The organism is Amycolatopsis silviterrae, assembly GCF_042684085.1.
Lineage (GTDB): Bacteria > Actinomycetota > Actinomycetes > Mycobacteriales > Pseudonocardiaceae > Amycolatopsis > Amycolatopsis silviterrae.
On the sequence record NZ_JBHUKS010000032.1, the window covers coordinates 10,330 to 25,324 of the forward strand.

Below are 14,995 nucleotides of genomic sequence, written 5' to 3' on the forward strand. Positions count from 1 at the left end.
GGCTCGCGCGGTATCCGCGAACCGGGATGCCGGAACCGACCGCAATCCCGCGCACGCCGGATCCCGCCGCTGACCGACGACTCCCGCGAACCGGGCCGCCGTCAGGACTCGCCGCGCCCCGCCTCCTCGCTCGATCGGCGGCGGCCCGCAGCTCGTCACCAGACCACGGCGCACCATCGCCGACTCGCAGCCGACAGCCGCGGGCACCAACCCCGCCGCTCACGCCTCATCACCCCGGCAGTCCGCCGCGATCGCCCGCAGCGCGTCCGCGAACCCCGCCGCCACCCCGGCCACCGTTGCCCTTCGGTGCAGGTCCGGCAGGTAGTACCAGGAGAACTCCAGCTGTCCCTCCCGCACCCCGCCGACCACCTCCAGCGCATGCGGCGCGCGGTTCGCCGGGTCCTGGTCTCGGCCGAGCGGTGGCAGCGAGCGCAAGAACAGGCCGTCCCCGGAAGCGGTGTGCTCGCCTTGCCCCAGGTAGTTGAACGCCACCCGCGGCGTGTCGCGGCCCAAGTCCGGGAAGCGGTAGCACCGCAGCGCGCCGTGGCCGAAACCGTTGCCCGGCACCGCTCGCAGCTGTTTGCGGACCGACTTGACCTGGTTGCGCCAGCTCGTCGCCGGGTCGATCTCCAGGGCGACCGGGAAGAGCGTCGTGAACCAGCCGACGGTGCGGGTCAGGTCGACGTCGTCCAGGATTTCCTCCCGGCCGTGGCCTTCCAGGTCGATCGCGACGGCCGGTTCGCCGGTCCAGCGGGTGAGCGTCCAGGCCAGTGCGGTGAGCAGGACGTCGTTGATCCGCGTGCGGTAGGCGCCGGGGGCGAGGTGCAGGAGCGCGTCGGTGTCGCGTTCCCCGACTCGGATCGTCACCAATTCTTGCGGTTCCGGGGCGGCGTCCGTTCGGTCCAGCGGGAGGGCGCAGCCGGGCAGGGCGCGGGCCCAGTGCGCGCGTTCGCCGTCCAGTGCGCCGGACTCGGCGAACTCGCGCAGGCGGTGCGCCCAGTCCCGGAACGACGTCGTTTTCGGGCCCAGGTCGGGTTTTTCCCCGGCTTCGATTTGCCGATAGGCGCGTTCGAGGTCCTCCAGCAGGATGCCCCAGGAGACCGCGTCGACGACCAGATGGTGTGCGACCAGGAAGAGCACCGAGTCCGCCAATAGGGCACGCAGGTGTGGCGGACGGGCCAGGTCGAAGCTTGCTTGGGCGTCGTCGGCGGCTCGTTCCAGGTCCACAGTGGACACTCGGCGAAGCAGGGAACTGGAGTCGACGGGGTCGTTGTGCTGGGTCCATCCGGCTGCGGTCCGTTCGAAGCGCAGGCGGAGGGCGTCATGGTGCGCCACCAGTGCGTCGATCGCCTGCCGCAGGACTTCTTCGTCCACCGGGCCGTTCAGTTCGATCAGCACGGACTGGTTGAAGTGCGCGGGATTCACCGGCGCGGAGTCCAGGAACCAGCGCTGGATCGGGGTCAGCGGAGCGGGTCCGACCACGGCTTCGCGATCGTCCGCCGCGGCGTCGGCCGGTTGCACCACGCCGGCCAGTTCGGCGACGGTCTGGTGGGTGAACAGGTCCTTCGAGCGCATCGCCAGCCCGGCCTGCCGCGCGCGGTGCACGACCTGGATGCTGAGCAGCGAATCGCCGCCGAGGTCGAAGAAGTTGTCTCCCGTGCCGACGCGCGGGAGCCCGAGGACCTCGGCCCACACGGTGGCCAGCAGCTCCTCCTGTTCAGTGCTCGGAGCGACGTATTCGGCGGTCTGCAGCGCCGACAGGTCCGGCGTCGGCAGCGCGGCGCGGTCGATCTTTCCGTTGGGGCTCAACGGAACCGAGTCGAGCGGCACGAACACCGACGGGACCAGGTAGTCCGGCAGCGTCTCGCCGAGGAACGAACGCAGCTCCGCCGTTTCGCCGACGACATAGGCGACCAAGCGCTTGTGCCCGTTGGCTTCCCGAGCCACCACCACGGCCTCGCGCACCGCCGGATGCCGTCGCAGCGCCGCCTCGATTTCGCCCAGTTCGACGCGGAACCCGCGGATCTTGACCTGGTCGTCCACCCGTCCGGCGAACTCCAGGTCACCTGTCGCGGTCTGCCGGACGACGTCGCCGGTGCGGTACATCCGGGATCCGGGCGGGCCGTAGGGGTTCGCGACGAACCGGTCGGCGGTCAGGCCGGGCCGGGACAGGTACCCGCGCGCCAAGCCGACGCTGCGGACGCACAGTTCGCCGGTCGACCCGATCGGGACCTGGCGCAGGCCGGCGTCGAGGACGTAGGTCTCGGTGTTCCGGATCGGCTTGCCGATCGGCGGCGGGCCGCCCGGCGACAGCGGTTCGCTCCAGGAGGTCGCGACCGTGCATTCGGTGGGCCCGTACGCGTTGATCATCCGCCGCCCCGGTGCCCAGCGGGCGACCAGCTCGGCCGGGCACACGTCGCCGCCGACGAGGATCGTGCGCAGCGCCGGGAGCGGCACGTCGGGCACGGTCGCCAGCGCGACCGGCGGGAGCAGCACGTGCGTGATCCGGTGTCCGGCCAGCGTCTCGGCCAGCTGCGCGCCGAGCAACGGGCCTTCCGGCGGGACGACGAGCGCGGCTCCGGCGGGCAGCGTCAGGCAGAGTTCCATGATCGAGGCGTCGAAGCTGGGCGAGCTGAACGCCAGGGTCCGGTCGCCGGGGTGGACCTGGAAATCGCGGATCATCGCCGCCGAGAACGAAGTCAGCCCGGCGTGACGCACCACGACGCCCTTGGGCCGCCCAGTCGAGCCGGACGTGTAGATCACGTACGCCGGCTGGTCCGGATCGACGGGGACGCCGAGGTTCGTGTCCGCGTACTCCGCCGCGCCGAGTTCTCCGTCCACCACGAACACCGGGGCGGCGTCGCGCAGCATGAACTCGATGCGCTCGGCGGGATAGCCGGGGTCGACGGGGAGGAACGCGGCGCCGGTCTTCGCGATCGCCAGCTCCGTCACGACGAGCGCGGTCGAGCGCGGCAGCCGGACGGCGACGATCCGTTCCGGGGCGGCCCCCTTCTCCGCGAATAGCCGGGCCAGCCGGTTCGCCCGCGCGTTCAGCTCGGCGAAGGTGATCTCCCCGGCATCCGACACGAGCGCGGGAGCGTCCGGCGTCCGCGCCGCCTGTGCTTCGATCAGCTGCGACAGGGACGCCGTCTGGACCGGCGCGGCGGTGTCGTTCCAGGTCCGCAGCTGGTCCAGTTCCGTCCGCGGCAGCAGCGGCAGGGACGACATCGGCTGGTCCGGCTGGGTCGCGAGCACGGTCAGCGCCAGGACCAGCCGTTCGGCGAGGCGCTGGATCGTCGAGGCGTCGAACAGGCCGGTGGAGTAGTTGATCGCGCCGTGCAGCGCGCCGCCGTCCTCCTCGAACTGCACGAGCAGGTCGAAGGCCGCGGTCGTCGCGGGCAGCGCGGCCTCCCCGGCGATCAGCGCGCCGCCGCCCGGCCGGTCGCCGGTGTTCTGCAGCACCACCATCGCCTGGAACAGCGGCGTCCGGCTCGGGTCGCGGACCGGCTGGGCGGCGTCCACGACGCGGTCGAAGGGCACGTCCTGGTGGGCGAACGCGTCGAGCACCGTGTCGCGCACCCGGGCGAGGAAGTCCCGGAACGTCCCGCGCGAGTCCACTGTGGACCGCAGGACGAGGGTGTTGACGAAGAAGCCGATCAGCCGTTCCAGCTCGGCCCGCTCGCGGCCGGCGGTCACCGTGCCGACGGACACGTCCTCCTGTCCGCACCACCGCGCCAGTACGACCTGGCAGGCGGCCACCAGCGTCATGAACAGGGTGCCGTGCTGCGCGCCGGCGAGGTCGCGGAGGTTCGCGGCGACCTCGGCCGGGATCTCGAAGCCGAGCCAGTCCCCCTCGCTCGTGCGCACGGCGGGCCGCGGCCGGTCGGTGGGCAGTTCGAGCGGCGCGGGGCCGGCGAGCCGGTCCTGCCAGTGGTCGAGCTGCTCGGCGAAGCCGGGGCTGTCGAGGAAATCCCGTTGCCAGGCGGCGAAATCCGCGTACTGCACCGGCAGCGCGGGCAGTCGCGGCTCCTCGCCGCGGACGTAGGCGGAGTAGCAGGCGTCCAGCTCGGCGGCCAGCACTCCGGCCGACCAGCCGTCGGTGACGATGTGGTGCAGTGCCAGCAGCAGGACGTGGTCGCCGGACTGCTCCCGGAACAACCGGGCGCGCAGCAGCGGCCCAGTGCGCAGGTCGAACGGCCGGAGCGCCTCGCGGACCAAAGCCGCCTCGTCGAACTCCTCGACCGGAAGCTCGACCGGCGCGGGCTCATGGACGACTTGCACGGCCCGGCCCTCGATCGCGTCGAAGGTGGTGCGGAGCGATTCGTGCCGGGCGACGACCGTGTTCAGTGCGCGGCGCAAGGCGTCGAGGTCGAGTTCGCCGCGCAAGCGCAACGCGGTCGGCGACAGGTACTCGCGGCCGCCCGGCTCGAATTCGTCCAGGAACCACAAGCGTTGCTGCGCGAACGACAACGGCAGCGCACCGTCCCGCGCGACGACCGGGATCGGTTGCGCGCCAGCCGGTTCGGCGGGCAACTCGGCGGCGAACTGGCTGAGCGTCGGCGCGGAGAACAGCATCCGCGGCGACACCTCCACGCCGAATTCCGCACGCACCCGCGACGTGATCCGCATGCTGAGGATCGAATCGCCGCCAAGCTCGAAGAAGCTGTCGTCGGCGCCCACCCGGTCGATTCCGAGCACGTCGGCCCAGATCGCGGCGAGCCGCTGTTCGGCGGCGGTCCGCGGCGCGACGTACTCGGCGGTTCCGGCGCGGCCGGGAGCGGGCAGCGCGCGGCGGTCGAGCTTGCCGTTCCGGTTGAGCGGCAACGCGTCCAGCGCCACGAACGCCGACGGGACCAGGTGCTCCGGCAGCCGGTCGCGCACCCACTCGCGCAAGCCGCGCGACTCGCCGACGACGTAGGCGACAAGCCGTCCTTCGCGGGCGATGACGGTGACGTCGGCGACCGCCGGATGCCGCCGCAGGACGGTCTCGATCTCCCCCGGCTCGACCCGGAACCCGCGGATCTTGACCTGGTCGTCGACCCGGCCGAGGTAGTCCAACGCACCCTCGGCGGTCCAGCGGACCTGGTCGCCGGTGCGGTACATCCGCGACCCCGGCGGGCCGAACGGGTCCGCGACGAAGCGGTCCGCAGTCAGTCCCGGCCGGCCGAGGTAGCCGCGCGCCAGCTGCGGTCCGGCGAGGAACAGCTCGCCGGGCAAGCCGGGCGGCACGGGTTCGCCGGCGCCGTCGAGCACGTACGCGCGGAAGTTGGTCAGCGGGCGGCCGATCAGCGGCTGGCCCCCGGTCACCGGCGCGTGGATCGAGTCGACGGTCGCTTCAGTCGGGCCGTAGTAGTTGTGGCCGGTGACGTCCGCGGCGGCCAGCTGCCGCCACAGCGTTTCGGTCGCCGCCTCGCCGCCGGTGATCACCGTGCGGGGCCGGGTTTCGCCGGTCGCCAGCCCGGCGTCCAGCAGCTGCTGGAGGTAGGCCGGGGTGAGGTCGAGCAGGTTGAGCCCGTGCGCGCGGACGGCGCGGACCAGTGTGCGCGGGTCGAGCCGGACGTCGTCGTCCAGGACGTGCAGCTCGTGGCCGTCGATCATGGCCAGCAACGGTTCCCAGGAGGCGTCGAAGGCCAGCGATGCGGTGAGCGCCGCCCGTTCCCGCCCGCGGTCGAGGAAGATCGCGCGGTGCGCGACCAGCAGGTTCACCAGCGCGCGATGCTCCACGACGACGCCCTTCGGCGTGCCGGTCGAGCCGGAGGTGTAGATGGCGTACGCGGCGGTGTCCGCGTCCGGCCGTTTCGAAGCCGAGGCGGGCGGCGCGTAGCTCTCGTCCGGTCTCCCCAGCACGGCGACCGGCTGCGCGTCGTTCAGCAGGAAGCGCACGCGCTCGTCCGGCAGGTCCGGGTCGATCGGCAAATACACCGCGCCCGCTTTGAAAATCGCCAGGACCGCGATGACCGCCTCGGCCGAGCGTGGCAGCATGACCGCGACCACCCGCTCAGGCCCGGCACCTCGCTCGACCAATTCCTGTGCCAGCCGGGCGGCGCGCGCGTCGACCTCGGCGTAGTCCAAGACGGTGTCGTGGAAGATCAGCGCGGTTTCGTGCGGGATCCGGGCGACGGTCGCTTCGAACACGTCCAGGACCGTCTCCGCCGGGAGGTCGGCCCGATCGCCGTGGCCGAGCGCCAGCACGTGTCTTCGTTCCCCGGCAGTGAGCGGCGAGAGCGCGCCGACACGCCGGCCCGGGTCGGCGGCGATCGCCCGCACCAGCTGGGCGAGGTGCCCGGCCAGCCGCTGGGCGGTGGCTTCGTCGAACAGCTTCGGGTCGTAGGAGAGTTCGAGCCCGAGCCGGTCGTGCAGATAAGCCGTGAGATTCAGCGGATAGCTCGTCGTGTCCAGCGATTCCACGTCCAGCACCCGGACGCCGTCCTGTCCGCTGTCTTCGATCGGGTAGTTCTCGAAGACCACCACGCTGTCGAACAACGACGCGCCCGCCGGCACCCCGGTGAAGGTCTGCAGCTGCGAGAGCGCCAGGAAGTCGTACCGGCGCGCTTCGGCCTGTTCGGCCTGGATCCCGCGCAGCCACTCGGCACTCGACTGTCCATTCCGGACTTCGACCCGCGTCGGCACGGTGTTGATGAACATCCCGATCATCGCTTCCACGCCGGGCAGTTCGGCGGGACGGCCGGAAACCGTGGTGCCGAACAAGACGTCCGGCTCGCCGCTGTAGCGCGCGAGCAGCAGGGCCCACGCTCCCTGCACGACCGAGTTGACCGTCAGCGCGGCGGTTTTCGCCATCTCGCGCAGCCCCGCCGATTCCTCGGCGGACAGCTCGACCAGCACCGTCGCCCCGGATTCCGCGCGGTGTGCCTCGCGGGGACGGCGATCGTACGGCAGCGGGGTCGGCGCGGCAAAGCCGTCGAGCACTTCGCGCCAGTGCTCCTCCGCCGCCGACCGGTCCTGTCCGGCCAGCCAGGCGAGGTAGTCGCGGAACGGCCGCCGAGGGGTCAGTTTCGCCGGCGTGCCTTCGACAATCGCCGTGTACTGCTCGCACACCTCGCCGAAGACCTGGGCGGTGCTCCAGCCGTCGAGCAGGACGTGGTGCGAGGTCCAGAGCAGCTGCACCTCATCGTCGGCGAGCCGGGCGATCTCCAGGCGCATCAACGGCGGGGCCGTCAGGTCCATGCCCGCCGCCTGGTCGGCTTCGATCAGGTTCGCCAGCTCGGCCTGCTGCCGCTCCGGGGCGAGGCCGCGCCAGTCGTGCTGCCCGACCGGCACCCGGACCGCGCGGTGGACGCGCTGCACCGGCTCGTCGACGCCGTCCCACACCGTGCTGCTGCGCAGGATCGGCGTCCGGTCCACCACGCGCTGCCAGGCCTCGGCCAGCGCCCCCGGGTCGCGCACCCCGGCCAGCCGCAGGCGGAACTGGTCGAAGTACGCGCTCGACCCGCTGTCGACCAGGCTGTGGAACACCATGCCCGCCTGCAGCGACGTCAGCGGATAGATGTCCTCGACGTCGCGGCCGTCCACCAATCTGTCCACTGTGGCCTGATCGAGCGCGGCGAGCGGGAAGTCCGACGGCGTGCGGCCACCGGCGGCGGCGCAGTGCGCGATGATCTCCCGCAGGGCCTCGACGGTCGCCTCGGCCAAGCTGCGGACAGTCGCCTCCTCGTGCACTTCGCTGGAGTACTCCCAGGTCAGGTGCAGTTCGCCGGATTCGACCACGCCGACGACGTCCAGCAGGTACGGGCGGATGCTGTCCGGCGCGGAGTCGTGGCCGAGGCTTTCCCCTCGTCCCCGGTAGAGCCCGTCCTCGGCGGTCCCGACGTCCCAGCGGCCGTGGTAGTTGAACGAGATCCGCGGCGCCGGGTCGGCCTTCAGCGGAGACTCTCTCAGGTAACGCAGGGCTTCGTAGCCCACGCCCTTGTGCGGGATGGCGCGCAGTTGTTCCTTGACCGACTTGAGGATCGCGTCCCAGCCGTCGCCGGGCACGGTCAGCGCGACGGGGTACTGCGCGGTGAACCAGCCGATCGTGCGGGACAGGTCGAGCGGCGCAGCGAGGTCCTCGCGGCCGTGGCCTTCCATTTCGAGCACCACCCGGGACCGGCCGGTCCAGCGTGCGAGCACCCGGGCGAGCGCGCTCAGCAGGACGTCGTTGACCTCGGTCCGGTACGCGCCGGGCACCTCCTGCAGCAGCGCGGAAGTCTCCGCATGGCCGAGGGATACCGACACCGAACGCGCCGACTCCGCGGTGTTGCGCCCGGAGCGGTCAACCGGGAGTTCGGTCTGCACCTCGCGCAGGACGTTCCTCCAGTACTCCGCCTCGCCGTCCAGCCCGCCGGAGCGGACGTGGTCGGCGAGCGTCCGGGCCCAGTGCGTGAAGGAGCTGCCCGCCGGTTCCAGGGGTTCGCCCCGGTAGGCGTGGTCGAGGTCGTCCAGCAGGACGCGCCAGGACACTCCGTCCATGACGAGGTGGTGCGCGGTCAGGAAGAGCTGCGGCGAGCGGTCCCGGAAGGTGAACAGGACCGCGCGCCACACCGGGCCGTCGATGATGTCCAAAGAGGTCTGTGCGCGTACCGCCTCGGCATGCATGGCCGCAGTGACATTGTCCACTTCGGACAGATCGACGTGCCGGAGGATGTCCGCCGTTTCGGTGGCGGCGGGTTCTTGCTGCCAGCGTCCGTCCACTTGGGAGAAGCGCATCCGCAGGGCGGCATGGCGGGCAGCCACCCGCATGAGCGCTTCGGTCAGCCGCGGAATGTCCACTGCGGACAGTACAAGATGGACGGACATGGTCAGCCGCCACGGCCGCTCCAGATGCTCGAACAGCCACGACTGGATCGGCCCGAGCGGCGCGAGTCCGCCCTGTTCCGGCGCCGGCGCGACGGGTCCGCCGGTGGTGACGACCCGGCCCAGTTCCGCGATGGTCTGGTGCTGGAAGAGGTCCTTGGACGACAGCGTCAGCCCGGCCTGGCGGGCGCGGGAGACGACCTGGATGCTGAGGATCGAGTCGCCGCCGAGGCCGAAGAAGTTGTCCTCGACGCCCACCTGGTCCACGCCGAGCACCGCCGACCACACCTCGGCGAGCGTGGTCTCGATCTCGGTTCGCGGGGCCACGTAACGGTTTTCGACGCTCGCGCCGGGCGCGGGCAAGGCCCGGTGGTCGAGCTTCCCGTTCGCATTGAGCGGCAGCTCGTCCAGTGCGACGAACACCGCCGGGATCATGTGCGCGGGCAGCGAGCGGGCGAGGAATTCGCGCAGCACGGTCGTCCCGGGCACCGTGCCGGTCAGGTAGGCGACCAGCCGCCGGGCGTCCCCGGTGCCGTGCGCGACGGCCGCCGCGCCGGTCACGTCCGGATGCGCGGACAGCGCCGCTTCGACCTCGCCCAGCTCGATCCGGAAGCCGCGGATCTTGACCTGGTGATCGGCCCGGCCCCGGTAGGCGAGTTCGCCGTCCGCGGTCCAGCACAACAGGTCCCCGGTGCGGTACATCCGCGTCCCGGGCGCGCCGAACGGGTCCGCGACGAACCGGGACGCGGTCAGGCCGGGCCGGTTCAGGTAGCCGCGCGCCAGGCCCGCACCCGCGACGTACAGCTCTCCGGTGACGCCGGGCGGCACCGGTTCGAGGCAGTCGTCCAGGACGTAAGCGCGCAGGTCCGGGATCGGCACGCCGACCGTCGCGCGGTCGTCGAGCACGCGGTACGTCACGTGCACGGTCGTCTCGGTGATGCCGTACATGTTGATCAGCTGCGGTCCGTCCGGATGCCGCCGTCGCCATTCCTCCAGGCGCACCGGGTCCAGCGCCTCACCGCCGAAAATCACGTACCGCAGGCTCAGCGGCGCGGACGGCAGCGAGCCGAGCCGGTAGAACGCCGACGGCGTCTGGTTCAGCACGGTCACCCGCTGTTCGGCCAGCAGGGCCAGGAATTCCTCCGGAGAACGGACGGCGTCCGGCGGAATCACGACGAGGCGGCCGCCGTGCAGCAGCGCGCCCCACAGCTCCCACACCGAGAAGTCGAACGCGTAGGAGTGGAAGAGCGTCCAGACGTCCTGGTCGCCGAAGCCGAACCAGTGCTCGGTCGAGGAGAACAGCCGGGTCACGTTCGCGTGCGGGACGAGCACGCCCTTGGGCACGCCGGTGGAGCCGGAGGTGTAGATGACGTACGCGGTGTTCTCCGGGCGGACCCGCACCCCGGGATCGGTGTCCGGCTGGCCGTCCGCCGCGATCGAGTCGACCACGCACACCGGCCGCGCATCGGCCAGCATCGCCTCGATCCGCGCGGGCGGGTAGTCCGGGTCGATCGGCAGGTAGCCCGCGCCGGACTTCAGCACGGCGAGGATCGCGACGACCAGGTCCGCCGAGCGGCGCAGCCGCAGCGCCACCAGCTGTTCCGGCCCGGCCCCTTCGGCGATCAGCCGGTGTGCCAGGCGGTTCGCCCGCCGGTCCAGCTCGCGGTAGGTCAGCTCGGCGCCTTCGCAGGTCACCGCGACGGCGTGCGGGGTGCGGGCGGCCTGCGCGGAGAACAGCCGGTGCAGCGTCGGCTCCGGGCTCGCGACAGCGACCGGGTTCCACTCCCGCAGGACGCGGTCGCGTTCGGCGGCGGTGATCCACGGCAACCGGCAGAGCGGCTGCTGCGGAGCCACCGCGATGCCGGCCAGGAGGGTCCGCACCCAGCCGGCCAGCCGCTGGACGGTGGCCGCGTCGAACAGGTCGGTGTTGTAGTTGACGACCGCGTCGAGGCGGCCTGCGGTCTGCTGGAAGTGCAGCGCCAGGTCGAATCCAGCGGTCACCACCGGCGGGGCGACCTCCTCGACGGCCAGCCCGGGCAGGGCGGGCCGGGCGTCCGGGGTGTTGTGCAGCACCACCATGACCTGGCACAACGGGGTGCGGCTCGGGTCGCGTTCGGGCTGGACGTCGTCCACGACGCGGTCGAACGGGACGTCCTGGTTCGCGAAGGCGTCCAGCACGGTGTCGCGGACTTCGCCCAGGAACTCGGCGAAGCCGCGCCTTAGGTCCACTGTGGACCGAAGCACGAGGGTGTTGGCGAAGAAGCCGATCAGGCCTTCCAGTTCGGTGCGTTCGCGTCCGGACACGACGGTGCCGACCGCGACGTCGTCCTGTCCGGACCAGCGGGCGAACACCAGCTGGCAGGCGGCGAGCAGGGTCATGAACAGCGTGCTGCCCTGCTGCCGGGACAGCTCGGTGAGGCGCGCGGCGGTGCCGGCCGGGACGCTGAACTCGTGCAGTGCGCCGTTTTTCGTGCGGACGGCCGGGCGCGGGCGGTCGGTGGGCAGTTCCAGCGGTTCCAGACCGGCGAGCCGGTGCCGCCAGTAGCTGAGCTGACCATCGAAGTCGGTGCGGTTTCGTTGCCAGACCGCGTAATCGGCGTACTGCACGGGCAGCGGCGGCAGGTCCGGCTCCGCGCCGCGGGTGAACGCGGCGTAGCAGGCGGCGAGTTCGTTCAGGAGCACGCCCGAGGACCAGCCGTCGGTGACGATGTGGTGCAACACCAGGGTGAGCACGTGGTCGCCGGGGCCGAGCCGGGTGAGCGCGGCACGCAGCAGCGGGCCGGTGTGCAGGTCGACCGGTCCGGTCGCGGCGGCGAGCGCGGCGTCCAGGCTGCCGTCGACCGCGCGGAGGTCGACGGCGTGCGGCGGGTGGACGATCTGCACGCCGCGGCCGTCGACCGTCGCGAAGGTCGTGCGCAGTGATTCGTGCCGGGCTACCAGCGCGGTCAGCGCCCGGTTCAGTGCGGGGACGTCCAGCTCGCCGCGCAGCCGCAGCGCGGTCGGCGAGACGTACTCGGTGCTGCCGGGGTCGAACTCGTCGAGGAACCAGAGTCGTTGCTGCGCAAAGGAAAGCTGGGCGTCGAACGGCCCGTCGCCGCGCGGCAGCAGCGGGATCGCCTCCTGCGGAGCGGACGCGGCGGGCAGCTGCGCGGCCAGCAGCGCCGGGGTCGGCGCGGTGAAGACCAGCCGGGCGGGGACGTCGGCGCCGAGTTCGGCGCGCAGCCGCGCGACCACCCGGATGCCGAGCAGCGAATCGCCGCCGAGGGCGAAGAAATCGTCGTCGACGCCGACGCGTTCCAGGCCGAGCACCTCGGACCAGACGTCGGTGACCAGCTGCTCGCGCTCGTCTCGCGGAGCGGTGTACTGCGCGGACGCGGAGATCTCCGGGGCAGGCAGCGCCCGGCGGTCCAGTTTGCCGTGCCGGGTCAGCGGAAGCTGGCCGAGGCGGACGAACGCCGACGGAATCAGGTGCGCGGGCAGGGTCTTGGCCAGACCGCTCCGCAAGTCCGCGGTCTCGCCGACGAGGTACGCGACGAGTCTGCCGTCGCGGGCGGCGACCGCGGCGTCGACCACTCCCGGCTGGGCGCGCAGCGCGGCCTCGACCTCGCCGGGCTCGATCCGGAAGCCGCGGACCTTGACCTGGTCGTCGACGCGGCCGAGGTGCTCCAGCCGTCCGTCCGCGGTCCAGCGGGCGCGGTCGCCGGTCCGGTAAAGCCGGGTGCCGGGCCCGCCGAAGGGGTTCGCCACGAACCGGTCCGCGGTCAGGCCCGGGCGGCCGAGGTAGCCGCGCGCGAGCTGGGCTCCGGCGAGGCAGAGTTCCCCGGGCACCCCGGCGGGCACCAGCCGGAGCTGGTCGTCGAGGACATACGCGCCGACGTTCCCCAGCGGACGGCCGATCGACGGCCGGTCCCCGGTCACTGGTGCCCACGTGGCGTCCACAGTGGACTCGGTCGGGCCGTAGTAGTTCCCGGCGGAGACACCGGAGCCGGCCAGGTCGCGCCACAGGCTCTCGCCGATCGCCTCGCCGCCGACCATCAGGAACTCCGGCCGCTGCGCGCCCGCGAGCAGTCCGGCGGGCAGCAGCTGCCGCAGGTAGGACGGGGTCACGTCGAGGAAGCCGATGCGCTCGTCGCGGACGTAGCGGATCAGCGCGGCCGGGTCGAGCCGGGTTTCGTCGCTGATCAGGTGCAGTTCGTGGCCGTCCGCCAGCAGCAGCGGCCCTTCCCACGACGTGTCGAACGACAGCGACGCGGTCAGCGCCACGCGCAACCGTTCGCGGCCGAAGGCGGCGCGGTGGTTGGCCAGCAGATTGACCAAAGCCGCGTGCTCGACCACGACGCCCTTGGGCGCGCCGGTCGAACCCGAGGTGTGGATGACGTAGGCGGCGTCCGACGGGTGCGGCCTGGCGGGGCGCGGACCGTCGGCGGGCGTGCCGAGGCGGTCCAGCACCACGACCGGCTCGGTGTCGGCCAGCAGCAGCTCGATCCGCTCCGCGGGCAGGCCGGGATCGATCGACTGGTGCACCGCACCGGCTTTGAGCACCGCGAACAGCGCGACGATCGCGTCGGCCGAACGCGGGAGCAGCACGGCCACCACGCGGTCCGGTCCCGCACCCCGGGCGACGAGGTCCGCGGCGAGCGCGTCGGTGCGGGCGGCGAGTTCGGCGAACGTCAGCCGGACGTTTCCGCAGACCAGCGCGGTCGCGTTCGGCTGGGTCCTGGCCTGGCGGTCGAGGAGGTCCACGATCGTGCCCGGCGGGACGTCCACTGCCGAGCCGTGCCAGCCGAGGAGCTGGGCTTCCTCGGTCTCGGTGGTCAGCGGCAGGTCGGCGAGCCGGCGGTCCGGGGCGGCGGCGATCCCGGCCAGCAGGCGCAGCAGGTGCGCGATGAGCCGGTCGATCGTCCCGACGTCGAACAGTTCGGTGCTGTACTCCACCAGGCCGGCCAGCCGTCCGGCGGATTCCTCGAACTCGACGGTGAGGTCGAAGTTCGAGGAATCCCTTCCCACGCCAACGGGTTCGGCGGCCAAGCCCGGCACGGCGGTTCCCGTGGAGCTGTGGAGGAGCACCATGACGTCGAACAGCGGGTTGCGGCCGGGATCCCGGCCCGCGCGCACGGCGTCGACCACTTCCTCGAACGGCACGTCGTCGTGCGCGAAGGCGTCCAGGACGGTCTGCCGCGCCGTGGCCAGGTGATCGGCGAACGAGGCCGACAGGTCCACAGCCGAGCGCAGGACGACGGTGTTGACGAAGAACCCGACCACCCGTTCCAGCTCAGGCCGGTCCCGACCGGACACGACGGTGCCGAGCGCGATGTCGTCCTGCCCGGTGTAGCGCGCGAACAACGCCTGGCAGGCCGCGAGCAGCACGGTGAACAGCGTGGTTTCCGACCCGCGCGCCAGTTCGGCAAGCCCTCGGGCCACGTCGGCGGGGACGGCGAACTCGCGTACCGCTCCGGCCGTGCTGCGGGCGGCCGGGCGCGGGCGGTCGGTCGGCAGGTCGAGCGGGGGCACGCCGGTCAGCTGCCGGGTCCAGTGCTCCAGCCCGGCCGCGCGGGTCGGGCGATTCCGTTGCCACACCGCGAAATCCGCGTACTGCAACGCTTGCGGCGGCAGGCTCGCGCGCTCGCCGTCGCGGTAGAGGAGGCCGAGTTCTTCGGTCAGCACGCCCATCGATGCGCCGTCGGTGGCGATGTGGTGCACGCACACCAGCAGCACGTGCTCAGCCCGGCCGAGCCGCACCAGCAGCGCGCGCAGCAGCGGCCCGTGCGCGAGATCGAACGGCCGCGAGTACTCGGCCCGCAGGACGGCGTCGAGATCCTCCGGCGCGGCGTCCACCACCGGGAGCGGCACCGCGTCCGGCGGCCGGACGACCTGCGCCGGTTCGCCGTCGATCTCCTCGAAGGTCGTGCGCAGCGGCTCGTGCCGGGCCACCAGCAGCCGCAACGCGGCCGTCAGCGCCTCGACGTCCAGCTCGCCGGTCAGGCGAAGGGCGAACGCGCTGTTGTATTCGGGGTCGTCCGGGCGGAGCCTGCTGAAAAACCACAGCCTGCGTTGCGCGGACGACAGCGGGACGGGGCCGGAGCGGTCGGCGGCGGCCGGGATCTCCGGCGCGCGGCCTGCCGCTCCGGCCATCCGGCGGCGCAGCGCTTCCCGCAGGTGAGCGGGCAGCGCCGCGATGCGGTCCTCACGGGACGACGTCATGGGG

1 protein-coding gene is annotated in these 14,995 nt (G+C 72.3%); it reads right to left on the reverse strand.

Annotated features, from left to right (window positions below; all coding sequences use genetic code 11):
• Positions 1 to 219: 219 nt before the first annotated feature.
• Positions 220 to 14,991, reverse strand: coding sequence for a non-ribosomal peptide synthetase (locus tag ACFSVL_RS38345; protein WP_378311694.1), 14,772 nt, complete (start codon positions 14,989 to 14,991; stop codon positions 220 to 222).
• Between the last annotated feature and the right edge of the window lie 4 nt (positions 14,992 to 14,995).

Excerpts from the sequence above, each read along its gene's own strand:
- ACFSVL_RS38345 (WP_378311694.1), bottom strand. The coding sequence starts at position 14,991 with ATGACGTCGTCCCGTGAGGACCGCATCGCGGCGCTGCCCGCTCACCTG.